The 21,356-nt window shown below is 70.4% G+C and carries 22 protein-coding genes; 16 read left to right on the top strand and 6 right to left on the bottom strand.

What is annotated here, in order from left to right:
• Entirely contained in the window at positions 1–891 is an 891-nt protein-coding gene (gene kdsA, locus ACP56T_RS17755) for a 3-deoxy-8-phosphooctulonate synthase (RefSeq protein WP_430913479.1), read from the top strand.
• 110 nt (positions 892–1,001) lie between these two features.
• The gene (locus ACP56T_RS17760; protein WP_430913480.1) at positions 1,002–1,304 is read left to right on the top strand and encodes a hypothetical protein; all 303 of its coding nucleotides are present in this window, start codon (positions 1,002–1,004) and stop codon (positions 1,302–1,304) included.
• Between the two features lie 73 nt (positions 1,305–1,377).
• Here the strand turns inward: ACP56T_RS17760 and queF are convergent, their stop codons facing one another.
• Positions 1,378–1,827 (bottom strand): preQ(1) synthase, encoded by a 450-nt coding sequence (gene queF, locus ACP56T_RS17765; protein ID WP_430913481.1) that lies wholly within the window; start codon positions 1,825–1,827, stop codon positions 1,378–1,380.
• A 187-nt stretch (positions 1,828–2,014) separates the two neighbouring features.
• Between queF and eno the strand changes: the two genes are divergently transcribed.
• The 8 genes from eno to lpdA all read left to right on the top strand — a co-directional run bounded on the left by eno (position 2,015) and on the right by lpdA (position 10,148).
• Complete coding sequence (eno, locus tag ACP56T_RS17770) at positions 2,015–3,304, top strand: phosphopyruvate hydratase (RefSeq protein WP_430913482.1); 1,290 nt, start codon at positions 2,015–2,017, stop codon at positions 3,302–3,304.
• An 88-nt stretch (positions 3,305–3,392) separates the two neighbouring features.
• Positions 3,393–3,704 (top strand): FtsB family cell division protein, encoded by a 312-nt coding sequence (locus tag ACP56T_RS17775; protein WP_430913483.1) that lies wholly within the window; start codon positions 3,393–3,395, stop codon positions 3,702–3,704.
• Between the two features lie 112 nt (positions 3,705–3,816).
• On the top strand, positions 3,817–4,899 hold the full coding sequence (gene pdhA, locus ACP56T_RS17780; RefSeq protein WP_430913484.1) for a pyruvate dehydrogenase (acetyl-transferring) E1 component subunit alpha: 1,083 nt from the start codon (positions 3,817–3,819) through the stop codon (positions 4,897–4,899).
• 59 nt (positions 4,900–4,958) lie between these two features.
• Positions 4,959–6,392, top strand: coding sequence for a pyruvate dehydrogenase complex E1 component subunit beta (locus ACP56T_RS17785; protein ID WP_430913485.1), 1,434 nt, complete (start codon positions 4,959–4,961; stop codon positions 6,390–6,392).
• 8 nt (positions 6,393–6,400) lie between these two features.
• Entirely contained in the window at positions 6,401–6,688 is a 288-nt protein-coding gene (locus ACP56T_RS17790) for a DUF5076 domain-containing protein (RefSeq protein ID WP_430913486.1), read from the top strand.
• 66 nt (positions 6,689–6,754) lie between these two features.
• Positions 6,755–8,140, top strand: a complete 1,386-nt coding sequence (locus ACP56T_RS17795; protein WP_430913487.1) for a pyruvate dehydrogenase complex dihydrolipoamide acetyltransferase — start codon at positions 6,755–6,757, stop codon at positions 8,138–8,140.
• Positions 8,141–8,303: 163 nt separating this feature from the next.
• Entirely contained in the window at positions 8,304–8,708 is a 405-nt protein-coding gene (locus ACP56T_RS17800; RefSeq protein ID WP_430913488.1) for an endonuclease domain-containing protein, read from the top strand.
• Positions 8,709–10,148: a dihydrolipoyl dehydrogenase gene (gene lpdA / locus ACP56T_RS17805; RefSeq protein ID WP_430913489.1), complete on the top strand. Its 1,440-nt coding sequence runs from the start codon at positions 8,709–8,711 to the stop codon at positions 10,146–10,148.
• Positions 10,149–10,196: 48 nt separating this feature from the next.
• Here lpdA and ACP56T_RS17810 read toward each other — a convergent pair whose 3' ends face one another.
• Together ACP56T_RS17810 and ACP56T_RS17815 are read right to left on the bottom strand one after the other, a co-directional pair.
• Complete coding sequence (locus tag ACP56T_RS17810) at positions 10,197–10,376, bottom strand: hypothetical protein (RefSeq protein ID WP_430913490.1); 180 nt, start codon at positions 10,374–10,376, stop codon at positions 10,197–10,199.
• A gap of 98 nt (positions 10,377–10,474) precedes the next feature.
• Positions 10,475–11,821 (bottom strand): PQQ-dependent sugar dehydrogenase, encoded by a 1,347-nt coding sequence (locus ACP56T_RS17815; protein WP_430913491.1) that lies wholly within the window; start codon positions 11,819–11,821, stop codon positions 10,475–10,477.
• A 270-nt stretch (positions 11,822–12,091) separates the two neighbouring features.
• Between ACP56T_RS17815 and ACP56T_RS17820 the strand changes: the two genes are divergently transcribed.
• The 3 genes from ACP56T_RS17820 to ACP56T_RS17830 all read left to right on the top strand — a co-directional run bounded on the left by ACP56T_RS17820 (position 12,092) and on the right by ACP56T_RS17830 (position 14,479).
• Entirely contained in the window at positions 12,092–12,889 is a 798-nt protein-coding gene (locus tag ACP56T_RS17820; RefSeq protein ID WP_430913492.1) for a cell wall hydrolase, read from the top strand.
• Positions 12,890–13,017: 128 nt separating this feature from the next.
• Positions 13,018–14,010, top strand: coding sequence for a lipoyl synthase (lipA, locus tag ACP56T_RS17825; protein WP_430913493.1), 993 nt, complete (start codon positions 13,018–13,020; stop codon positions 14,008–14,010).
• Positions 14,011–14,020: 10 nt separating this feature from the next.
• Positions 14,021–14,479, top strand: coding sequence for a type II toxin-antitoxin system RatA family toxin (locus ACP56T_RS17830; protein WP_430913494.1), 459 nt, complete (start codon positions 14,021–14,023; stop codon positions 14,477–14,479).
• On the opposite strand, the gene ACP56T_RS17835 is transcribed toward ACP56T_RS17830, so the two are convergent.
• From ACP56T_RS17835 to ACP56T_RS17845, 3 genes are read right to left on the bottom strand one after another with little or no spacing between them, the layout of a single operon-like run.
• Positions 14,464–15,681: an FAD-dependent oxidoreductase gene (locus ACP56T_RS17835; RefSeq protein ID WP_430913495.1), complete on the bottom strand. Its 1,218-nt coding sequence runs from the start codon at positions 15,679–15,681 to the stop codon at positions 14,464–14,466. The genes ACP56T_RS17830 and ACP56T_RS17835 overlap by 16 nt on opposite strands.
• Positions 15,682–15,728: 47 nt before the next feature.
• Complete coding sequence (locus ACP56T_RS17840) at positions 15,729–16,226, bottom strand: CinA family protein (RefSeq protein ID WP_430913496.1); 498 nt, start codon at positions 16,224–16,226, stop codon at positions 15,729–15,731.
• Positions 16,223–17,500, bottom strand: coding sequence for a bifunctional 2-C-methyl-D-erythritol 4-phosphate cytidylyltransferase/2-C-methyl-D-erythritol 2,4-cyclodiphosphate synthase (locus ACP56T_RS17845; RefSeq protein WP_430913497.1), 1,278 nt, complete (start codon positions 17,498–17,500; stop codon positions 16,223–16,225). The genes ACP56T_RS17840 and ACP56T_RS17845 overlap by 4 nt, the downstream gene beginning before the upstream one ends.
• Before the next feature lie 195 nt (positions 17,501–17,695).
• Here ACP56T_RS17845 and dusB point away from each other — a divergent pair, with 195 nt between their 5' ends.
• Genes dusB through ntrC form a run of 3 tightly spaced genes read left to right on the top strand, consistent with a single transcriptional unit; the run spans position 17,696 to position 21,343 of the window.
• Positions 17,696–18,727, top strand: a complete 1,032-nt coding sequence (dusB, locus tag ACP56T_RS17850) for a tRNA dihydrouridine synthase DusB (RefSeq protein ID WP_430913498.1) — start codon at positions 17,696–17,698, stop codon at positions 18,725–18,727.
• Positions 18,724–19,878, top strand: a complete 1,155-nt coding sequence (locus tag ACP56T_RS17855) for a two-component system sensor histidine kinase NtrB (protein WP_430913499.1) — start codon at positions 18,724–18,726, stop codon at positions 19,876–19,878. The genes dusB and ACP56T_RS17855 overlap by 4 nt, the downstream gene beginning before the upstream one ends.
• Positions 19,879–19,882: 4 nt before the next feature.
• Entirely contained in the window at positions 19,883–21,343 is a 1,461-nt protein-coding gene (ntrC, locus tag ACP56T_RS17860) for a nitrogen regulation protein NR(I) (RefSeq protein WP_430913500.1), read from the top strand.
• The last annotated feature ends 13 nt before the right edge of the window (positions 21,344–21,356 follow it).

The raw sequence follows: 21,356 nt of genomic DNA on the forward strand, positions 1-21,356 counted from the left end.
ATGGCGAGCGAAACGAACCGGACCGGCCCCCAGGAGACCCCCCACGAGGGCCGCGTCGTGCGCGTGGGCGAAGGTGTGAGCGAGGTCGCCTTCGGCAACCGGCTGCCTCTCGCCCTGATCGCCGGCCCCTGCCAGCTCGAGGGGCGGCAGCACGCCCTCGAGATCGCCGCCGCCCTCAAGGAGATAACCGGCAGGCTCGGCATCGGCCTCGTCTTCAAGGCCTCCTTCGACAAGGCGAACCGGACCTCGGCCGGCTCGGCGCGCGGGCTCGGGCTCGAGGGCGCGCTGCCGATCTTCGCCGAGATCCGCGAGCGCTTCGGCCTGCCCGTCGTCACCGACGTGCACGATGCCGCGCAATGCGCCCCGGCCGCCGAGGTGGTCGACATCCTCCAGATCCCCGCCTTCCTGTGCCGGCAGACGGACCTGCTGCTGGCCGCCGCCGCCACCGGCAGGGCCGTCAACGTCAAGAAGGGCCAGTTCCTGGCGCCCTGGGACATGGCCCATGTCGCTGCCAAGGTGACGGGCGCCGGCAACCCGAACGTGCTGCTCACCGAGCGCGGCGCCTCCTTCGGCTACAACACGCTGGTCTCCGACATGCGCAGCCTGCCGATCATGGCGGACGTGAGCGGCGGGTTGCCGGTGATCTTCGACGCGACCCATTCCGTGCAGCAGCCGGGCGGGCAGGGCGCCACCTCGGGCGGACAGCGCGAGTTCGTCGCGGTGCTGGCCCGCGCGGCGGTGGCGGTGGGCGTCGCCGGAATTTTCATCGAGACCCATCCCGATCCCGACCGCGCGCCCTCGGACGGGCCGAACATGGTGGCGCTCGCCGACATGCCGGCGCTGCTCGCGACGCTCCAGGGCTTCGACCGGCTGGCGAAGGGGCTTGCCTGACGCGCGGCGGAAACTGGACGGGCGAGAAAGAATCCGCTCTGCGGAACTGGGAAAGCTCGGCCGGCGTTGGTCTCCCTGAATTCATGGTCATGCCCATAGGGAGACTTCGCATGCGCAAGATCGCCATCCTGTCCGCCGCCGCCCTGACCCTCGGAACCCTGGTCTCGACCTCGGCGGACGCGCGCCCGCGCGGCCACGGGTACCACGGCGGATACCACGGCGGTTACGCCTATCGCGGCGGCCGTCGCGGCATCGGGACGGGCGCGGCTGTCGGTCTCGGCATCGCCGGCCTGGCGGCCGGTGCGATCGCGGCCGGTGCCGCGCGCGACGCCTATTACAACGACGGCTATTATGGCCGTCCCGCCTATGGCTATGCCCAGCCGGGCTACGGCTATTACGGCTACCCGTACTGAGCCGCTGGCGTCATAGGACCGGAACGGAAAGGGCGGCCGGTGAGCAACCGGCCGCCCTTTCCGTGTCTGAAGGTCAGCGCCCCCGATAGGGCGGCACGCCGGGATCGGGCAGCCAGACCGAGCGCGGCGGCTCGCCCGTCTGCCAGAACACGTCGATGGGGATGCCGCCGCGCGGATACCAGAAGCCGCCGATGCGCAGGTAGCGCGGCGCGAGCAGCGCGGTGAGCGTCCGGCCGATGGCCACCGTGCAGTCCTCGTGGAAGGCCCCGTGGTTGCGGAAGGCGCCGAGATAGAGCTTCAGCGACTTCGATTCGACGAGCCAGGCGTCCGGCACGTAGTCGATCACCAGGATCGCGAAATCCGGCTGGCCCGTCACCGGGCAGAGCGAGGTGAACTCGGGCGCCGTGAAGCGCGCCAGGTAGTCCGTATCGGGATGCGGATTGGGCACCCGGTCGAGCCTGGCATCGGCGGGGGAGGCGGGCAGCGGCGTCGGCTGGCCGAGCTGGAGCGTGTCGTCTGTCATGGGCGCTCCTATACAAGCCGGGAGGGCTCCATGCATCCGCCGGGCCGGGTTCAAGAAAAACTCACCCGTGCGGTCGAGCGAATTCGCAGGCGCGGGCCCTCTCTCTCGCGGCCCGGCGCTTGCTCGGCACCCCGCCTTGGCGGATAAGCCGCAGCGACTGCCGCCCCGTCCGGGAGAGCCCTATTCCATGACCGCGATCACCAACATCGCCGCCCGCGAGATCCTCGACAGCCGCGGCAACCCCACCGTCGAGGTGGACGTGCTGCTGGAGGACGGCTCCTTCGGCCGCGCCGCCGTGCCCTCGGGCGCCTCCACGGGCGCGCATGAGGCGGTGGAGCTGCGTGACGGCGACAAGGCGCGCTATTCCGGCAAGGGCGTGCGCAAGGCGGTGGAAGCCGTCCGCCACGAGATCCTCGACGCCATCGGCGGCATGGACGCGGAGGATCAGGTCGCCGTCGACGAGGCGATGATCGAGCTCGACGGCACGCCGAACAAGTCGCGGCTCGGCGCCAACGCCATCCTCGGCGTCTCGCTCGCTGTGGCGAAGGCGGCGGCGGAAGCCTCCGGCCTGCCGCTTTACCGCTATGTCGGCGGCGTCCAGGGGCGGGTGCTGCCGGTGCCGATGATGAACATCATCAACGGCGGCGCCCATGCCGACAACCCGATCGACTTCCAGGAATTCATGATCATGCCGGTGGGCGCCTCCTCGCTCGCCGAGGCGGTGCGCATGGGCGCCGAGGTGTTCCACACCCTGAAGAGCGCGCTCAAGAAGGCCGGCCACAACACCAATGTCGGCGACGAGGGCGGCTTCGCCCCGAACCTTCCCACGGCGGAAGCCGGGCTCGACTTCGTGATGGAATCGATTTCCGCCGCCGGCTTCAAGACCGGCACCGACATCGTGCTCGCCCTCGACTGCGCCGTCACCGACTGGTTCAAGGACGGCGCCTACCATTACGAGGGCGAGGGCACCGTTCGCTCCATCGAGCAGCAGGTCGACTACCTCGAGAAGCTCGTGAACGCCTACCCGATCCTCTCCATCGAGGACGGCATGGCCGAGGACGACTGGGAGGGCTGGAAGCTGCTCAACCAGCGCATCGGCAACAAGGTCCAGCTCGTCGGCGACGACCTGTTCGTCACCAATGTCGAGCGGCTGGCGCGCGGCATCGCGGAGGGCTCGGCCAACTCGATCCTCATCAAGGTCAACCAGATCGGCTCGCTCACCGAGACGCTGGCGGCCGTCGATATGGCCCAGCGCGCCGGCTACACGGCGGTGATGTCGCACCGCTCCGGCGAGACCGAGGACTCGACCATCGCGGACCTCGCGGTCGCCACCAATTGCGGGCAGATCAAGACCGGCTCGCTCGCCCGCTCCGACAGACTGGCCAAGTACAACCAGCTCATCCGCATCGAGGAGGGGCTCGGTCCGCAGGGCCGCTACGCCGGCCGCTCCGCCATCCGGCAGCTCGCCGGCCGCTGAGGAAGGCATATGCGTCGCCGCCGGTGGACATGTCCGTCGCGGCGGCGGATGTCAGGACATTCTTAACCTTGCCGCGCGATGGTGCGGCATGGTCGTGCGCCGCCGAGTCAGAGCCGTCGTCTTGCCGCTCCTCCTCTGGGGGGTGTCGGGGCTCGTGGTCGGCTACTTCGTCTCCCAGGCCGAGAACGGCAACCGGGGGCTCGAGGCGAAGCGCGCCCTGAAGATCCAGGCCTACGGGCTCGGCAAGGACCTCGCCGCCGCCAAGGCCGACCGGGCCGTGTGGGAGCACCGGGTGGCGCTGCTGCGCTCCGACCAGATCGACCGCGACCTGCTGGAGGAGCGCGCCCGCCTCGTGCTCGGGCGGGTCCATGCCAACGACGTGGTCGTCATCGACCCGTGAGCCGCGAAATCCCTGACAGCCGCCTGCCGCTGTCAGAGTCGCGCCCCTCGCTTTCCTGAAATACCTGACCTAGAACCTGAAGCAACAGAGCAGCTTCACGGGGAGGTCGTCGATGGATGCCGCGAGCGAGGCGGGACAACCCGTGCCCGAGCCGTCCCAGTCCTCGGGCAAGTCCGCGAAGCCGGAGGCCGCGTCCGCCGGCCATGCGACGCCGAACGCGCCGCAGTTCACGCGCGACGAGGATCTCCACGCCTACGGCGAGATGCTGATGATCCGCCGCTTCGAGGAGAAGGCGGGCCAGCTCTACGGCATGGGTCTCATCGGCGGCTTCTGCCACCTCTATATCGGCCAGGAAGCCGTGGTCATCGGCATGCAGATGGCCTCCGAGGAGGGGGATCAGGTGATCACGGGATACCGGGATCACGGCCACATGCTGGCCTGCGGCATGGACCCGAAGGGCGTCATGGCCGAGCTGACCGGCCGGCGCGGCGGGTATTCCCGCGGCAAGGGCGGCTCGATGCACATGTTCAGCCGCGAGAAGCAGTTCTTCGGCGGCCACGGCATCGTCGGCGCCCAGGTCTCGCTGGGCACCGGCCTCGCCTTCGCGGACGCCTACCGCGGCAACGGCAAGTGCAGCATGACCTACATGGGCGACGGTGCCGCCAACCAGGGTCAGGTCTACGAGAGCTTCAACATGGCGGCCCTGTGGAAGCTGCCGGTGGTCTACGTCATCGAGAACAACCGCTACGCCATGGGCACCTCCGTGGCGCGCGCCTCGGCGCAGACGGATTTCTCCAAGCGCGGCCTCTCCTTCGGCATCCCCGGCGAGCAGGTCGACGGCATGGACGTACGCAGCGTGCGCGAGGCCGCGAGCCGCGCCATGCAGCACGCCCGCTCCGGCGAGGGCCCCTTCATCCTCGAGATGCAGACTTACCGCTATCGCGGCCACTCGATGTCCGATCCGGCGAAGTACCGCTCGAAGGACGAGGTCACGAAGATGCGTGACGAGCACGACCCCATCGAGATGGTGAGGAAGCGGCTCATCGAGATGCACGGCATGGCCGAGGCCGATCTCAAGGCGACCGACGCCAAGGTGCGCGAGGTCGTCAACGACGCGGCGGAGTTCGCGACGCACGATCCCGAGCCCGATGCGTCCGAGCTGTGGACCGACATCCTCCTCGAAGCGCGCGCCTGATCCGCAAAGTCGCCGTCCCCAGGCCGTCCCGTCCGTCTTAGGTAAAGAGCAGCGCAATCATGGCGATCGACCTCCTGATGCCCGCCCTCTCGCCCACGATGGAGGAGGGCAAGCTCGCCAAATGGCTCAAGAAGGAGGGCGATCCGGTCAAGTCCGGCGACGTGCTCGCCGAGATCGAGACCGACAAGGCGACCATGGAGGTCGAGGCCATCGACGAGGGCGTGCTCGCCAAGATCCTCGTCGCCGAGGGCACCGAGGGGGTCGCCGTCAACACTCCCATCGCCATCATCGCGGGGGAGGGCGAGGATGTCGCGGCCGCCGCCGCCGGCGGGGGCAAGGACGGCTCCAAGGGGGCCCCGAAGGCCAACGGTTCGGCCGAAGGTCACGGCGGCGAGAAGCCCGCCGCCACGGCGAAGACCTCCGAGGACGCCCCGAAGGCGCCGGCCGCGCCCGCCACCGTGACCAACAAGGCCCCGGCGCCGGTCATGGCCGAGTACCCCGAGGGTACGGAGATGGTGACGATGACGGTGCGCGAGGCGCTCCGCGACGCCATGGCCGAGGAGATGCGCCGGCACGAGGACGTCTTCGTGATGGGCGAGGAGGTCGCCGAGTACCAGGGCGCCTACAAGGTCACGCAGGGCCTGCTTCAGGAGTTCGGCGCGCGGCGCGTGGTCGACACCCCGATCACGGAGCACGGCTTCGCCGGCATCGGCGTCGGCGCGGCGCTGGCCGGATTGCGGCCGGTGGTCGAGTTCATGACCTTCAACTTCGCCATGCAGGCCATCGACCATATCATCAACTCGGCGGCCAAGACCCTCTACATGTCCGGCGGCCAGCTCGGCTGCCCCATCGTGTTCCGGGGGCCCAACGGCGCGGCCGCGCGCGTCGGCGCCCAGCACAGCCACGACTATTCCGCCTGGTACTCCAACGTGCCGGGCCTGAAGGTGATCGCGCCCTACACCGCCGCCGACGCCAAGGGCCTGCTCAAGGCCGCGATCCGCGACCCGAACCCGATCATCTTCCTCGAGAACGAGATCCTCTACGGGCAGTCCTTCCCGGTGCCGAAGCTCGACGACTTCGTGCTTCCCATCGGCAAGGCCAAGATCCACCGCACCGGCAAGGACGTGACCATCGTCTCCTTCGCCATCGGCATGACCTACGCCTTGAAGGCCGCGCAGGCGCTCGCCGAGGAGGGCATCGAGGCCGAGGTGATCGACCTGCGCACCATCCGCCCGATGGACACGGAGACCGTGATCGAATCGGTGAAGAAGACCGGCCGCTGCATCACCGTGGAGGAGGGCTTCCCGCAGTCCGGCATCGGCGCCGAGATCTCGGCCCGGCTGATGGCCGACGCGTTCGACTATCTCGACGCGCCGGTCCTGCGCATCACCGGCAAGGACGTGCCGATGCCCTACGCGGCCAATCTCGAGAAGCTCGCGCTCCCCACCGTGGCGGACGTGGTCGAGGCGGCCAAGGCCGTCTGCTACCGCTGACCCGCGCGATGACGGAGCGGTTCAAGGAGCTCGCCGTCCCGCCGGACGCCCTGGAGAAGGGCGGCATCGAGGTGCTGCGCGCCAGCGTCGTGGACGGCGCCGTGAGCATCGCGCTGCGCCGCTCCTTCGACGATCCCTTCACCTGGGGGCGGCTCCTCATCGACCTCGCCCGGCATGCGGCGCGCATCTACGCGCTGGAGAGCGACCTCTCGGAGGAGGAGGCGTTCGCGCGCATCCGCGCCGGGCTGGAGGCGGGCACGCCCGACGATCCGGAACCCCACGGCCCGCTGAACTAGACGCGCCCTCTCGACCGAAGTCGCAAAAAACGACGCCAGGCCACTGTCAGATCAGGATAACTTGCGATGCCGATCAACGTCCTGATGCCCGCCCTCTCGCCCACGATGGAGAAGGGCAACCTCGCCAAGTGGCTCAAGAAGGAGGGCGACGCGGTCAAGTCCGGCGACGTGCTCGCCGAGATCGAGACCGATAAGGCGACCATGGAGGTCGAGGCCATCGACGAGGGCGTGCTCGCCAGGATCGTGGTGCCCGAGGGCACGGCGGACGTGCCCGTCAACGAACTGATCGCCCTCATCGCGGCGGATGGCGAGGACCCGAAGAGCGTGACCGCGCCCTCCGCCGGCGGCGCCAAGCCCGCCCCGGCGGCCGAGAACGCAACGTCCGGCGGCGGACACAAGGAGGACGCGCGCGTCGATGAGGCGCCGGCCGGCGCCAAGCCGAACGGGGCGGCGGCTCCTCATGCGGCCCCCGCCGCTTCGGGCGGGCGCGTCTTCGCCTCGCCGCTGGCCCGCCGCATCGCCAAGCAGGAGGGCATCGACCTGTCCGCCGTCGCCGGCTCCGGCCCGCACGGGCGCGTCATCGAGCGCGACGTGCGCGCGGCGGTGGCCGGCGGCGGCGCCAAGGCGGCGTCCTCGAAGGTGACGGAGGTTCCGCTCCCGGCCGCCGCTCCCGCGCCCGCCGCGAAGCCCGCCGCCGGAGCGCCGGCCGGGCTCACCACCGATCAGGTCAAGGGCTTCTTCGGCAAGGACACCTACGAGGAGGTGCCCCTCGACGGCATGCGCAAGACCATCGCCAAGCGCCTCACCGAGGCGATGCAGGTGGCCCCGCATTTCTACCTCACCGTCGATTGCGAGCTCGACGCCCTGATGAAGCTGCGCGAGACGCTCAACGCCTCCGCCGGCAAGACCAAGGACGGCAAGCCGCTGTTCAAGCTCTCGGTGAACGACTTCGTCATCAAGGCCATGGGCCTGGCGCTGATGCGCATCCCGGCGGCCAACGCCGTCTGGGCCGAGGATCGGATCCTGCGCTTCAACAACGCCGAGGTGGGCGTGGCGGTGGCCATCGACGGCGGCTTGTTCACGCCCGTGATCCGCAAGGCCGACCAGAAGACGCTCTCCACCATCTCCAACGAGATGAAGGACTTCGCCGCCCGCGCGCGGGCCAAGAAGCTCAAGCCGGAGGAGTACCAGGGCGGCGTCACCTCGGTGTCGAATCTCGGCATGTTCGGGATCAAGCACTTCACCGCCGTGATCAACCCGCCCCAGTCCACCATCCTGGCGGTGGGCGCGGGCGAGAAGCGCGTCGTGGTGAAGGACGGGGCGCCTGCCGTCGTGCAGATGATGACCTGCACCCTGTCCTGTGATCACAGGGTCCTGGACGGAGCGCTCGGCGCCGAGCTGATCTCGGCCTTCAAGGAGCTGATCGAGAGCCCGATGGGGATGCTGGTGTGAGCGTCGCCGTTGGGCCTCTCCTCCCCCTTGCGGGGAGGAGCCGGAGGTGGGGGTGGTGCAGGAGGCACCGCGGCGGTCTTTTGGGCGCCACCCCCACCCTGACCCTCCCCGCAAGGGGGAGGGAAGCGCCTTCCCTTGATGTGTCGGCGTCCGGGCTCTGACGATGCCGTGGAACCAGGACTCCTCGACCTTCGTCAGCCATCGCGCGGTCGCGAACGCGAAGACACTTCGACGCCATCTTACTGACCCCGAGAGGCGGCTGTGGTGGCACCTGCGCCGTCGCGTTCCCGTGGAAGGGTCACACTTCCGGCGGCAAGTCCCGATCGATTCCTACGTTGCCGATTTCTGCTGCCTGAGCGCGAAGCTCGTCGTCGAACTGGACGGCGACCAGCACGGCCTCGACCGCGCTCTCATCTATGACGCCAAGCGCACCCGGACTCTCGCGGTCCACGGCTTTCGCGTCCTGCGCTTCAGCAATGCCGATGTGATGACCGACATCGACACCGTTCTCGACACGATCTTCGCCGCGCTTGCCCCATCCGGGGCGGTGCAGTCCGTGGAGCCCTGAATGCCCGATACCTATGACGTCCTCATCATCGGCGCCGGCCCCGGCGGCTACGTCACGGCGATCCGCGCGGCGCAACTCGGGTTCAAGACGGCGGTGGTGGACCGCGAGCATCTCGGCGGCATCTGCCTGAACTGGGGCTGCATCCCGACGAAGGCCCTGCTGCGCTCGGCCGAGATCTACCACTACATGCAGCACGCCTCCGATTACGGGCTGACGGCGGAGAAGGTCGGCTTCGATGCCGCCGCCATCGTCAAGCGCTCGCGCGGGGTCTCGGGCCGGCTCAACGGCGGCGTCGGCATGCTGCTGAAGAAGAACAAGGTCGATGTGATCTGGGGCGAGGCCGCGATCGAGTCGGCGGCCAAGGGCAACCAGCCCGGCACCGTCACGGTGAAGGAGACGACCCGCGCGCCCGCGCCGAAGGGGGCGCTCGCGGCCGGCACCTATTCGGCCAAGCACATCATCGTGGCGACGGGCGCGCGACCGCGCGCGCTCCCCGGCATCGAGCCCGACAAGAAGCTGATCTGGACCTATTACGACGCCATGGTGCCCGAGAGCATGCCCAAAAGCCTGCTGGTGATGGGCTCGGGCGCCATCGGCATCGAGTTCGCCTCGTTCTACGCCACCATGGGCGCCAAGGTGACAGTGGTGGAGCTGCTGCCGCAGATCCTCCCCGTCGAGGATGCGGAGATCGCCGGGCTCGCCCGCAAGCGCTTCGAGAAGCAGGGCATCACGATCCTCACCGGCGCCAAGGTGACGAAGGTCGAGAAGGGCGCGAACTCCGTCACCGCGACGGTGGAGGGCTCCGACGGCAAGTCCCAAAAGATCGAAGCGGAAAAACTGATCTCGGCGGTGGGCGTCGTCGGCAACATCGAGAACCTCGGCCTGGAGAAGCTCGGGGTGACGATCGAGCGCGGCGTCATCGTCAACGATGGGCTGGGACGCACCAACGTGCCGGGCATCTACGCTATTGGCGATGTCGCCGGGCCGCCGATGCTGGCCCACAAGGCCGAGCACGAGGGCGTCATCTGCATCGAGACCATCAAGGGGCTGCATACGCACCCGATGGACAAGGCCAAGATCCCCGGCTGCACCTATTGCCAGCCGCAGATCGCCAGCGTCGGGCTGACCGAGGCGAAGGCCAAGGAGCAGGGTTTTGCCGTGAAGGTCGGCCGCTTCCCCTTCGCGGGCAACGGCAAGGCCATCGCCCTCGGCGAGCCGGACGGCCTCATCAAGACGATCTTCGACGCCAAGACCGGTCAGCTCCTCGGCGCCCACATGGTCGGCGCGGAAGTCACCGAGCTGATCCAGGGCTACGTCGTGGCGATGAACCTCGAGACCACCGAGGAAGATCTGATGCACACGGTCTTCCCGCATCCGACGCTCTCGGAGATGATGCATGAGAGCGTGCTGGATGCCTATGGGAAGGTGATCCACACATAAGCGGGGAGAACTCGGAACCGACCGGCCGCCGGGCCGGACGCGACGCTCTCAATCCTCCGGGGGCTGCTCCTCGGGGGCGGGCTTCCGGCGCCAGCGTTTCCAGAGATCGGCGATCCAGTCGCCGATCTCGCCGATCATCATCAGCGCTTCGAGCGCGCCGAAGACGAGGCGGGCGATCCCGAGGATGATCCGCGCCAGGAAGCCCAGCGCCTCGAACAGATCGGTCACCGGCCCGCTCCGCTGATTGCGTCGCGGGAGACATAAGCGCTCCGACGCGCGGACCCGGTGCGCCGTCTCACGCGACGGCCGTCACAGGGGAGGGCCCGCTACTGCGTCCCCGCCGACCCGCTCACCCGCCAGACCGCGTTGCCCACGTCGTCCGCCACCAGCAGCGCGCCGGTCTTGTCGAGGGTCACGCCCACAGGGCGGCCTTGCGCCTTCTCGTCGGCATCGAGGAAGCCGGTGAGCGCGTCGACGGGCTTACCGGCGGGCTTTCCATCCTTGAAGGGCACGTAGATCACCTTGTAGCCGCTCTTCGGACGGCGGTTCCAGGAGCCGTGCTGGGCCACGAACAGCCCGCTCTTCCACGCATCCGGCAAAGTCGAGCCCATCGAGAAGGCGATGCCGAGGGAGGCCGTGTGGGTGCCCACCGCGTAATCCGGGGCGATCGCCTTCGCGACCATCTCGGGGCGCGGGGGCTGCACGCGCTCGTCGGCGTGGTTGCCCCAATAGGCCCAGGGCCAGCCGTAGAAGGCACCCTCCTTCACCGAGGTGATGTAGTCGGGCACGAGGTCGCTGCCGATCTCGTCGCGCTCGTTCACCACCGTCCAGAGGGCGCCGGTCGCCGGCTCGAAGGCGAGGCCGTTGGGGTTGCGCAGGCCGGTGGCGTATGCGCGCATCTTTCCCGAGGCCCGGTCGAGCTCCCAGATGGCGGCGCGGCCCTTCTCCACGTCGAGCCCGTTCTCGCCGACATTGCTGTTCGAGCCCACGGTGATGAAGAGCTTCTGGCCGTCCGGGCTGGCGAGCACGTTCTTCGTCCAGTGGTGGTTGATGCCGGAGGGCAGGTCAACGACCTTGACCGGCGCGGCGGTGATCTCCGTCTGGCCCTCGACATAGGGCACCTTCACCAGGGCGTCGGCATTGGCGACGTAGAGTTCGCCGCCGACCAGCGCCATGCCGAAGGGCGAGGTGAGCCCGCGCAGGAAGACGTGGCGCTCCTCGGCGACCCCGTCGCCGTCCTTGTCGCGCAGCAGGGTGATGCGGTCGGGGCTGGGGACGCCCGCGCCGGCCATGGCCTTCACCTTGTCGGCCGCCCAGTCGGCGATGCCGGTGGAGGGATCGTCGGTCTTTGGCTTGTTGCTCTCGGCCACCAGCACGTCGCCGTTCGGCAGGGCATGGAGCCAGCGCGGATGCTCGAGCCCGTCCGCGAAGGCGGCGACCCGGAGGCCGGAGGCCGCCACGGGCTTGGCGCCCTTCTCCCAGCGGGCCACGCGGGCGATGTTGACCGTGGGCATCAGGGTCGGATTGGGCTTGGGCAGGGTCGGGCTGGGGCCGGTGCCCTCGGCGGCATCGAGGGATGCGCTCTCGGGATACATCACGAAGCGCACGAAGCCTGCCCCGCCCAGGAGTACCACGGCCAGGGCCGCAAGCCCGATCTTCGATCCCGTCCGCATGGCGTCTCCTCTCGCGGCGCCTGTCGCCGCCTCGTTCCGGGACAAGCCGCTTGGGCGCGGTTGGCTCCCCGCCTGCGCGGTCTTGCCGTAGGGCGGTACGCCGGGTGTGGCGCGCGTGCCGCAGCGTTCGGCAATCGGGTTGTTCCGAAGCTCGGCCGTCTTGTGCGGAGCCGCCGGCCCGGCGCACCCTTACCCTCTGCAAGGGTTCGTTAAGCCTCTTGCGGCAGGAAGCGGGATTCGAGTCAGAAGACAACGCCACGAGAGGGCCGCATGCGGGCACGCCGGGACGTCCAACTCCGTACGATCATCGCCACCGGCCTCACGCTGGGGCTCGTCGGCCTCGGGGCCGGCGGATGCGGAGTCTCCCCCGTCGTCGGAGACCTCACCACCGGCTCGATCAAGGGCGCCAAGGTCGTGGAGGCTCCCACCCTCGCCGACAAGGAATGCCTCGAGCGCGCGATGTATTTCGAATCGCAGCGCAGCGACGAGGAGGGCCTGCTCGCCGTCGGCACGGTGGTGATGAACCGCCTCGACGCCGCCGCCTATCCCGGCCGCATCTGCGACGTGGTGGGCCAGAAGCGCCAGTTCGCCGCCGGGGTGCTCTCGAAGCCCGTGCGGGCGGCCGACAAGCCGCGCATCGAGAAGGTGGCGGCACTGCTGCTCGCCGGAGAGCGCCACCCGGAGGTGGGCCAGGCGCTCCACTTCCACACCGCCGGGCGCACATACCCCTACGACAACATGCACTACGTCGCGACCGCCGGCGGCAACACCTTCTACGAGAAGAGCGACCGCCAGGGATACCTGCCGGCCCCCGTGCCGCACGCCGTGGTGCGCACCGCCTCCGGCGATCTGGTGCCGCTGAAGGTCGCCGCGCTCGCCGACGCTATGCTGACCGGCGCGGCCGCCGAGTTCGCCACCGCCTCCGCGCCGGCGGCGCAGCCCGTGACGGTCGCCGCCGCGACCGTGCTGCCGGCGCAGGTCCGCACCAGCTACTCCGCCATGCCGGGCCGCAAGACCACCCGCACCGCCAAGGACATCTGCCGCGTCGCGGACGCCTCCCTGGACTGACCGTTTCCCGCGACATCGGGCCTCCGCCGTCGCGGGATCGTATCGGCGCGGGGTTTGCGGCGGCGGGCGCGAGGGCTTAAGTCGGAGGCTCAGACGTCCGTCTCCCGATAACCGTGCGCAAGGCCCCGATGGCCGTCGTTCTCGATCTCCTCAACAACGACACCCGCCCGGCCCTGCCGCCGGCCGTGCGCCCGCGCCATCCCGAGAAGGCGAAGCGGCCGGACAGTCCGATCCAGCGCAAGCCCGATTGGATCCGCGTGAAGGCGCCGGGTTCGCCCGCCTGGGCCGAGACCAACCGCATCGTACGCGAGAACGGTCTCGTGACCGTCTGCGAGGAGGCGGGCTGCCCCAATATCGGCGAGTGCTGGGAGAAGCGGCACGCCACCTTCATGATCATGGGCGACACCTGCACGCGGGCCTGCGCATTCTGCAACGTGCGCACCGGCCTGCCCGGCGCCCTCGACGCCGACGAGCCGGAGAAGATCGCCGATTCGGTGGCCAAGCTCGGCCTGCACCACGTCGTCGTCACCTCCGTCGACCGGGACGACCTCGCCGACGGAGGGGCGGAGCATTTCGCCCGCACCATCGCCGCGATCCGCAGGCTCAGCCCCGGCACCACGATCGAGATCCTGACGCCCGACTTCCTGCGCAAGGACGGGGCGCTGGAGGTGGTGGTCGCGGCAAGGCCCGACGTGTTCAACCACAATCTCGAGACCGTGCCCGGCAACTACCTCACCGTGCGGCCCGGCGCGCGCTACTTCCACTCCCTGCGGCTGCTCCAGCGGGTGAAGGAGCTCGACCCGTCGATCTTCACCAAGTCCGGCATCATGGTGGGCCTGGGCGAGGAGAAGAACGAGGTGGTCCAGCTCATGGACGACCTGCGCTCGGCCGATGTCGACTTCCTCACGATCGGCCAGTATCTCCAGCCGACGAAGAAGCACCACGAGGTCGTGCGCTTCGTGCCGCCGGAGGAGTTTTCGGGCTTCGAGACGACGGCCTACGCCAAGGGCTTCCTGCTGGTCTCGGCGACGCCCCTGACCCGCTCGTCGCACCATGCCGGCGAGGACTTCGCCCGGCTGAAGGCCGCGCGGCTCGCCCGTCTCGCCCCCGCCACGGCCTGATCCGAAAAGAATGCCGTCCTTTCGGATCACCCGCGCGGTGCGCCACTCGCCGCGGCAGATGTACGACCTCGTGGCCGATGTCGAGCGCTATCCCGAGTTCCTGCCGCTCTGCGAGGCCTTGCGGGTGCTGCGCCGCCAGCCCGGACAAGGCGAGGGCACGGAAGTGCTGATCGCGGAGATGGCGGTGGGCTACAAGGCGATCCGCGAGCGCTTCACCACGCGCGTCGGCCTCGATCCGGCGCAGCAGCGCATCACGGCCGAGTATATCGACGGCCCGTTCAAGCACTTGGAGAACCGCTGGGCCTTCAAGGAGGCGCCGGAGGGCGGCTGCCTGGTCGATTTCTTCATCACCTACGAGTTCAAGAGCTTCGCCCTCGGGCTCCTGATGGGCACGATGTTCGACAAGGCGTTCCGCAAGTTCACGGACGCCTTCGAGAGCCGCGCCGACCGGATCTACGGCGCTGCCTGAATCTGCACATGCTCGGGCCGGAACCCCAGGCCCACGATCCGGGCGGGGATGCGCTGGAGCCAGGGCAGGGCGTCGATCATCCGCAGCGCCAGAGGGGGCGCGAAGGGCCTGTCGTCCGCGAGCACGCCGGCGATGACGCGATCCTGCACGAGGCGCTGCATCCATTGCGTCGCCTTGGCCGGCGGCAGGCGCCGGGCCTGGACGCGGGCGAGGTCGTCCTCGGTGAGCGTGCCCGCCCGCAGCGGAGCGGTGAGCAGGTTGGCGGCGGCCACCGCGTCCTGAACCGCGAGGTTGATGCCGACGCCGCCGACCGGCGACATCGCATGCGCCGCGTCCCCGATGCAGAGCAGGCCCGGCCGGTGCCAGCGCGTCAGCCGATCCACGGTGACGGTCAGGAGCTTCACGTCGTCGAAATCGGCGATCTCGTCCACGCGGTCGGCGAGGAACGGCGCCAGCGCCGTCACGGTCTCGCGGAAGGCGGGGAGGCCCCGGTCGCGCAGCCGGGCGTCGCCGCCCTTCGGCACCACGAAGGCGCATTGCCAATGCTCGCCCCGGTCGATGGTCACGAGGATGTGGCCCGGTCCGAACCGGCCGGCGGTGGCCTCCGATTCGCCGGGCCGGCGCGAGAGGCGGAACCAGAGCACGTCCATGGGCGCGCCGAAGGTTTCGCGCACGAAGCCCGACCGCTCGCGCATCAGCGAGCCGCGCCCGTCCGCCGCGACGACGAGGTCGGCCGAGATCGTCAGCGGGCCGTCCGGGCGCTGCGCCGTCACGCCGGTGACGCGGCCCTCCGATTCGACGAGGCCCGTCGCGGGCGTCTCCATCAGCAGCCGGAAGCCGGGATATTTGCGGCCCTCCCGCGCCAGGAAGTCCAGAAAATCCCATTGCGGCATCATCGCGATGAAGCGGTGAGGGGCTGGCAGGTGGCGGAAGTCGGCGACTCGGAACGCCCGCTCGCCGACGACACCCGCCAGGGTCTCGACCTTGCGGTGCGGCAGCCTCAGGAAGGCATCGGAGAGCCCGAGCTCGTCCATCAGCGTGAGCGTGGACGGGTGGATGGTGTCGCCGCGAAAGTCGCGCAGGAAGTCGCGGTGCTTCTCCAGCACCGTCACGTCGAGCCCGGCGCGGGCGAGCAGGAAGCCCGCCATCATCCCGGCCGGCCCGCCGCCGACGATGCAGGCCGTCGCCGTGAGATCGCTCATCCCGGTTCTCCCTCGCGTCGCGAATCCGGGGACAACGCGCGACGGGCTCAGTCGGGCAGGGCGCCTTCGAGAAGGGCCACGGCGTCCTCCACCGCCCGCCGGCGGATCTCGCCGCGCCCGAGATCGCCGTAGCGGCGCTCCAGATGGCGCGTCGGGGCGCCCGTGACGGCCAGCCCGAAATGCACGAGGCCCACGGGTTTCCGCGCCGAGCCGCCGCCGGGGCCGGCGATGCCGGTGATCGCCACCGCGACATCCGCCCGCGAATGGCTCAGCGCGCCTTCCGCCATGGCGCGGGCGACGGGCTCGCTGACGGCGCCCTCGGCCGCGATCAGCTCGGCCGGAACCCCGATGGCCTCCGCCTTGGCATCGTTCGAATAGGTGACGAAGCCGCGCTCCACCACCGCCGACGAGCCCGGCACCGCCGTCAGCAGTCCCGCCACCAGGCCGCCGGTGCAGGATTCGGCCGTGGCGAGCTTTTGGCCGGCCGCCGCGTAGCGGGCGATCAGCGCCTCGGCGCGGGCGAGCAGGGCGGCGTCCGCGATCACCCCTGCGCGCTCTCTTCGTCCGGCAGCCGCACCGTGGCGGCGGCCTGGGCGGCGAGCCCCTCGGCGCGTCCGACGAAGCCGAGCTTCTCCGTGGTGGTCGCCTTGATCGACACCGCCGTCAGCGGCACCCCGGCGATCTCGGCGATGCGGGCGCGGATCTCCTCGCGGTGCTTGCCGATGCGGGGGGCCTCGGCCAGCACGGTGATGTCGAGATGGTCGATGCGGCCGCCCCGCTCGCGCACCAGCTTGCAGGCATGGGCCAGAAATCGGTCCGAGGAGGCGCCGCGCCACTGCTCGTCGCTCGGCGGGAAATGGGTGCCGATGTCGCCGTCGGCGATGGCGCCGAGCAGCGCGTCGGTGAGCGCGTGCAGGGCCACGTCGCCGTCCGAATGGGCGAGCACGCCCCGGTCGGCGGGGATCCTCACGCCGCCGAGCCAGACATGGTCGCCCTCGGTGAAGGCATGCACGTCGAAGCCGGTGCCGAGACGGGTGACGTAAGCGGTCATGGGCGAGGTCATGGGGAAGGTCCTTGCATCGGCCCCGCTGAAGGCGCGGTCGGCCTCGATCAGGTCGGAGGCCTGGGTGATCTTGCGGTTGGCGGTGTCGCCCTCGAACACCACGACGGGCAGCCCCGCCCATTCGGCGAGCGCGCCGTCGTCGGTGAAGGCGTCGAGCCCGGCCGCCGCCGCCGAGCGGTGGGCGTCGAGGAGGAGTGCGTAGGCGAAGGATTGCGGGGTCTGCACGGCGCGAAGCGCGTCGCGCGCCGGGGTCTCGACCACGCGGCCGATGCCCGGCGCCAGCGGCTCCACCCGCTTGATCGTGTCCGTGACGGACACTCCCGGCACGGCGGCGCGGTGGTCGCGCCCGGCGGCGACGGCGCGCTCGATCAAAGCGGCGTCGACGAAGGGGCGGGCGGCGTCGTGGACGAGGACCACCTCGGGGGCGCCGGAGCCGTCGAGGGCCTCGAGCCCGGCATGCACGGAGCGCTGGCGGGTCGTGCCCCCCTCCACGGGAGGGGCGACCTTGGCGCGATGGGCCGGGTCGAGATCGGCGAGGCACTCGGCGAAGAAATCGGCGGCGTCGGCGGCGATCACCGGCTGGATGCGGGCGATGCCCTCATGCGCGGCAAGCGCGGCGAGGGTGCGCGCGAGGACGCTGCGGCCGCCGACCCGGCGGTACTGCTTGGGCATGCCGCCGCCGACGCGGATGCCCTTGCCGGCCGCGACCACCACGGCCGCGACGCTCGGCGCGGTGCTCGCCGTGATCCCCGCCATGCTCGCCCTATCCCGTTCCTCCCCGCGCGGCGCCGTCGCGGGACCGCAAGGATGACACGATGCGCCGCGATGCTGCTCCGGCGGGCCCGAGAGGACCGCCCGTCCGGATGGAGCGTCGTGTAAGCGGGGCGGAAAGCGAAATCAAATCGCGACGGCGCTTGCGTCGCGGCGCGATTTGTCTATTTGTTGTGCAGAATGTCGACTGACCATTATTTGAGCGCCCTGGACGGGTCGGCGAGGCTGAAGGGTCTGGCGCCGCCGGTGCTGCTGGCCCCGCTCTCGGGCGTGACCGACCTGCACCTGCGCCGCATCGCGCGCCGGCTCGGCGCCAGCGCCGTCGTCTCGGAGATGGTGGCGGCGGCGGATTTCGCCCGCGGCTCGCTGGAGGCGCGCACCCGCGCCGAGGGGGCCGGCGTCGATCCGCATGTCGTCCAGCTCGCCGGCTGTTCGCCGGAAGCGATGGCCGAGGCCGCGCGGCTGGCGGAGGCCGGCGGAGCGGACGTGATCGACGTCAACATGGGCTGCCCGGCCAAGACCGTGACGGGCGGGGAGGCGGGCTCGGCGCTGATGCGCGATCTCGACCATGCCGCGCGCATCCTCGGCGCGGTCAGGGACGCGGTGCGGGTGCCCGTCACCGTCAAGATGCGGCTCGGCTGGGACCACGCCGCCCTCAACGCGCCGGAGCTCGCGCGCCGCGCCGAATCGCTGGGGCTCGCCGCCGTCACCGTCCACGGCCGCACCCGGCAGCAATTCTACAAGGGCCGCGCCGACTGGGCCGCGATCCGCGCCGTGGTGGACGCCGTCTCCATCCCGGTCATCGCCAATGGAGACATCGCGACGCTTGCCGATGCGCGGGCCTGCCTCGCGGCCTCGGGCGCCGCCGGGGTGATGATCGGGCGCGCGGCGGTGGGCCGGCCCTGGCTCGTCGGCGAGATCGCCGCCGGGCTCGCCGGGCGCTTGCCCGAACGCCTCCCGGCCGCGCGCAAGGCGGAGATCGCCGTGGAGCACTATGCGGGGCTGATCGCGCTCTACGGCCCCGCCATGGGCGTGCGCCACGCCCGCAAGCATCTCGCCGCCTATGCCGACGCGGCGGGGGCGGGGAGCCTCGCCCCGCCGGAGCGCACGCAGTTGCTCACCACCCTCGATCCCGAGCGCGCCGTCGCCCTGCTGCGCCGGGCCTTCCTCGAACCGGCCGCCGCGCCGGCAGACATGGGAGCGGCGGCATGAATAGCGTCGCGGATGCGGGAGACGCCTCCGGCGGCGGGGGCTCGGGCGGCCCCACCGCCGAGGCCGTCATCAACGCCCTGCCGCTGCCGGTGCTCACCGTCGGCGCGGACGAGCGCATCCTGCGCTGCAACCACGCCGCCGAGCTGTTCTTCGACCATTCGGCCCGGCTGATGCAGCGGCGGCGCCTGCGCGACATCATCCCCTTCTCCTCGCCGATCATCGCTCTCGTCGCCGAGGTGCGCCGGCGGCGGGCCAGCGTCAGCGAGTACCGGGTGGAGCTGGTGCAGCCGCGCTCGGGCACGGAGCGCAGCGTCGACGTCTTCGCCACGCCCCTCGGGGACGACGGCGAGGCGGTGGTGCTGATGCTCCAGGAGCGCACCATCGCCGACAAGATGAACCGCCAGCTCACCCATCGCGGCGCGGCTCGCTCGATGGTGGCCCTCGGCGCCATGCTCGCCCACGAGATCAAGAACCCCCTCGCCGGCATCCGCGGCGCCGCCCAGCTCCTCGAGCAGTCGAGCGGCGAGGAGGACCGGCTGCTGACCCGGCTGATCTGCGACGAATCCGACAGGATCGTGCGCATCGTCGAGCGCATGGAGCTCTTCGGCGACGAGCGTCCGGTGGAGCGCGGGCCCGTCAACGTCCACGGCGTGCTCGACCAGGTGAAACGCTCGGCGCAATCGGGATTCGCCCGCCACATCCGCTTCGTCGAGACCTACGACCCCTCGCTGCCCCCCGTCCTTGGAAGCCGGGATCAGCTGATCCAGGTGATCCTGAACCTCGTGAAGAACGCCGCCGAGGCCATCGGCTCGGACACCGTGGACGGCGAGATCACGCTCTCGACGGCCTTCCGCACGGGCCTGCGCCTCCAGGTGCCGGGCTCGCGCGAGCGCGTCAGCCTGCCCATCGAGGTGAGCGTGCGCGACAACGGGCCCGGCGTCACCGCCGAGCTGTTGCAGGACATGTTCGACCCCTTCGTCACCACCAAGGCGCAGGGCTCCGGCCTCGGACTTGCATTGGTCGCCAAGATCGTCGGCGACCATGGCGGGATCGTCGAATGCGACCCCGTTCCCCGCCGGACCACCTTCCGCCTCCTCCTCCCCATGTCGAGCGCCCGCGACGGTCGCGAATCGGTCGTGGAGCCAGAGTAGAGTCATGCCCAACGGCCACATCATCGTCGCCGACGACGACGCCGCCATCCGCACGGTCCTCAACCAGGCCCTCTCGCGGGCCGGCTACGAGGTCCGCTCGACGGGCAACTGCGCCACGCTCTGGCGCTGGGTCGCGCAAGGGGAGGGCGACCTCGTCATCACCGACGTGGTGATGCCCGACGAGAACGTCTTCGACCTGCTGCCGCGCATCAAGCGCGTGCGGCCGGACCTGCCGGTCATCGTCATGAGCGCGCAGAACACCTTCATGACCGCGATCCGCGCCTCTGAGCGGGGCGCCTACGAGTACCTGCCGAAGCCCTTCGACCTCAAGGAGCTGACCGCCATCGTCGGGCGCGCGCTCTCCCGTCCGCGCGGCGTGGCCCCCCCCGGCGCCGGGCTCGAGAACGAGGATATCCCCCTCGTCGGCCGCTCGCCCGCCATGCAGGAGATCTACCGGGCGCTGGCCCGGCTGATGCCCACCGACCTCACCGTGATGATCACCGGCGAGTCGGGCACCGGCAAGGAGCTCGTCGCCCGCGCGCTCCACGATTACGGCCGCCGCCGGGCGGGGCCCTTCGTACCCGTCAACATGGCCGCCATCCCCCGCGACCTGATCGAGTCCGAGCTCTTCGGCCACGAGAAGGGCGCCTTCACCGGCGCGCTCTCGCGCTCGGCCGGGCGTTTCGAGCAGGCCGAGGGCGGCACCCTCTTCCTCGACGAGATCGGCGACATGCCCATGGAGGCGCAGACCCGCCTCCTGCGCGTGCTCCAGCAGGGCGAGTACACCACCGTCGGCGGCCGGGTGCCGATCAAGACGAACGTGCGCATCATCGCGGCCACCAACAAGGACCTGCGCGTCTCGATCCAGCAGGGCATCTTCCGCGAGGACCTGTTCTTCCGCCTCAACGTCGTGCCGCTGCGGCTACCGGCCCTGCGCGAGCGCTCGGAGGACGTGCCCGATCTCGCCCGCCACTTCTTCGTGCTGGTCGAGCGCGAGGGGCTGACCCGAAAGACCCTCGACGCCGAGGCGATGGAGAAGCTCAAGCGCTACCGCTGGCCGGGCAACGTGCGCGAGCTCGAGAACCTCGTGCGCCGCCTGGCCGCCCTCTACCCGCAGGAGACGATCACCGGCCCGGTGATCGAGGCCGAGCTCGACACGCTTCCCCTCGCCCAGGGGCCCGCTCCGGCGAGCGCGCCGGGCCGCAAGGGCGGGGAGGCCGAGAGCCTGTCGGGCGCCGTCGAGCGGCATCTGGCGGACTACTTCTCCGGCTACCGCGATACCCTGCCGCCGCCCGGCCTCTATCACCGCATCCTGCGCGAGATCGAAGGTCCGCTGATCGGGGCGGCGCTGGCGGCCACCCGCGGCAACCAGATCCGCGCGGCCGAATTGCTGGGGGTCAACCGCAACACCCTGCGCAAGAAGGTCCGCGACCTCGATCTCCAGGTCTTCCGCACGGCCCGCTGAGGCGCAGGCCGCG

Origin of the sequence: Methylobacterium endophyticum, from assembly GCF_050591105.1 — a bacterium.
In the GTDB taxonomy this organism is placed as follows: Bacteria; Pseudomonadota; Alphaproteobacteria; order Rhizobiales; family Beijerinckiaceae; genus Methylobacterium.

Bases quoted from the DNA above. Each gene is read 5' to 3' on its own strand.
- dusB (WP_430913498.1), top strand. From the start codon at position 17,696: ATGTCGACTGACCATTATTTGAGCGCCCTGGACGGGTCGGCGAGGCTG.
- eno (WP_430913482.1), top strand. From the start codon at position 2,015: ATGACCGCGATCACCAACATCGCCGCCCGCGAGATCCTCGACAGCCGC.
- lipA (WP_430913493.1), top strand. From the start codon at position 13,018: ATGGCCGTCGTTCTCGATCTCCTCAACAACGACACCCGCCCGGCCCTG.
- lpdA (WP_430913489.1), top strand. From the start codon at position 8,709: ATGCCCGATACCTATGACGTCCTCATCATCGGCGCCGGCCCCGGCGGC.
- kdsA (WP_430913479.1), top strand. From the start codon at position 1: ATGGCGAGCGAAACGAACCGGACCGGCCCCCAGGAGACCCCCCACGAG.
- ACP56T_RS17760 (WP_430913480.1), top strand. From the start codon at position 1,002: ATGCGCAAGATCGCCATCCTGTCCGCCGCCGCCCTGACCCTCGGAACC.
- ACP56T_RS17790 (WP_430913486.1), top strand. From the start codon at position 6,401: ATGACGGAGCGGTTCAAGGAGCTCGCCGTCCCGCCGGACGCCCTGGAG.
- queF (WP_430913481.1), bottom strand. From the start codon at position 1,827: ATGACAGACGACACGCTCCAGCTCGGCCAGCCGACGCCGCTGCCCGCC.
- ACP56T_RS17785 (WP_430913485.1), top strand. From the start codon at position 4,959: ATGGCGATCGACCTCCTGATGCCCGCCCTCTCGCCCACGATGGAGGAG.
- ACP56T_RS17800 (WP_430913488.1), top strand. From the start codon at position 8,304: ATGCCGTGGAACCAGGACTCCTCGACCTTCGTCAGCCATCGCGCGGTC.
- ACP56T_RS17795 (WP_430913487.1), top strand. From the start codon at position 6,755: ATGCCGATCAACGTCCTGATGCCCGCCCTCTCGCCCACGATGGAGAAG.
- ACP56T_RS17855 (WP_430913499.1), top strand. From the start codon at position 18,724: ATGAATAGCGTCGCGGATGCGGGAGACGCCTCCGGCGGCGGGGGCTCG.
- ACP56T_RS17845 (WP_430913497.1), bottom strand. From the start codon at position 17,500: ATGGCGGGGATCACGGCGAGCACCGCGCCGAGCGTCGCGGCCGTGGTG.
- ACP56T_RS17830 (WP_430913494.1), top strand. From the start codon at position 14,021: ATGCCGTCCTTTCGGATCACCCGCGCGGTGCGCCACTCGCCGCGGCAG.
- ACP56T_RS17820 (WP_430913492.1), top strand. From the start codon at position 12,092: ATGCGGGCACGCCGGGACGTCCAACTCCGTACGATCATCGCCACCGGC.
- pdhA (WP_430913484.1), top strand. From the start codon at position 3,817: ATGGATGCCGCGAGCGAGGCGGGACAACCCGTGCCCGAGCCGTCCCAG.
- ntrC (WP_430913500.1), top strand. From the start codon at position 19,883: ATGCCCAACGGCCACATCATCGTCGCCGACGACGACGCCGCCATCCGC.
- ACP56T_RS17775 (WP_430913483.1), top strand. From the start codon at position 3,393: ATGGTCGTGCGCCGCCGAGTCAGAGCCGTCGTCTTGCCGCTCCTCCTC.
- ACP56T_RS17835 (WP_430913495.1), bottom strand. From the start codon at position 15,681: ATGAGCGATCTCACGGCGACGGCCTGCATCGTCGGCGGCGGGCCGGCC.
- ACP56T_RS17815 (WP_430913491.1), bottom strand. From the start codon at position 11,821: ATGCGGACGGGATCGAAGATCGGGCTTGCGGCCCTGGCCGTGGTACTC.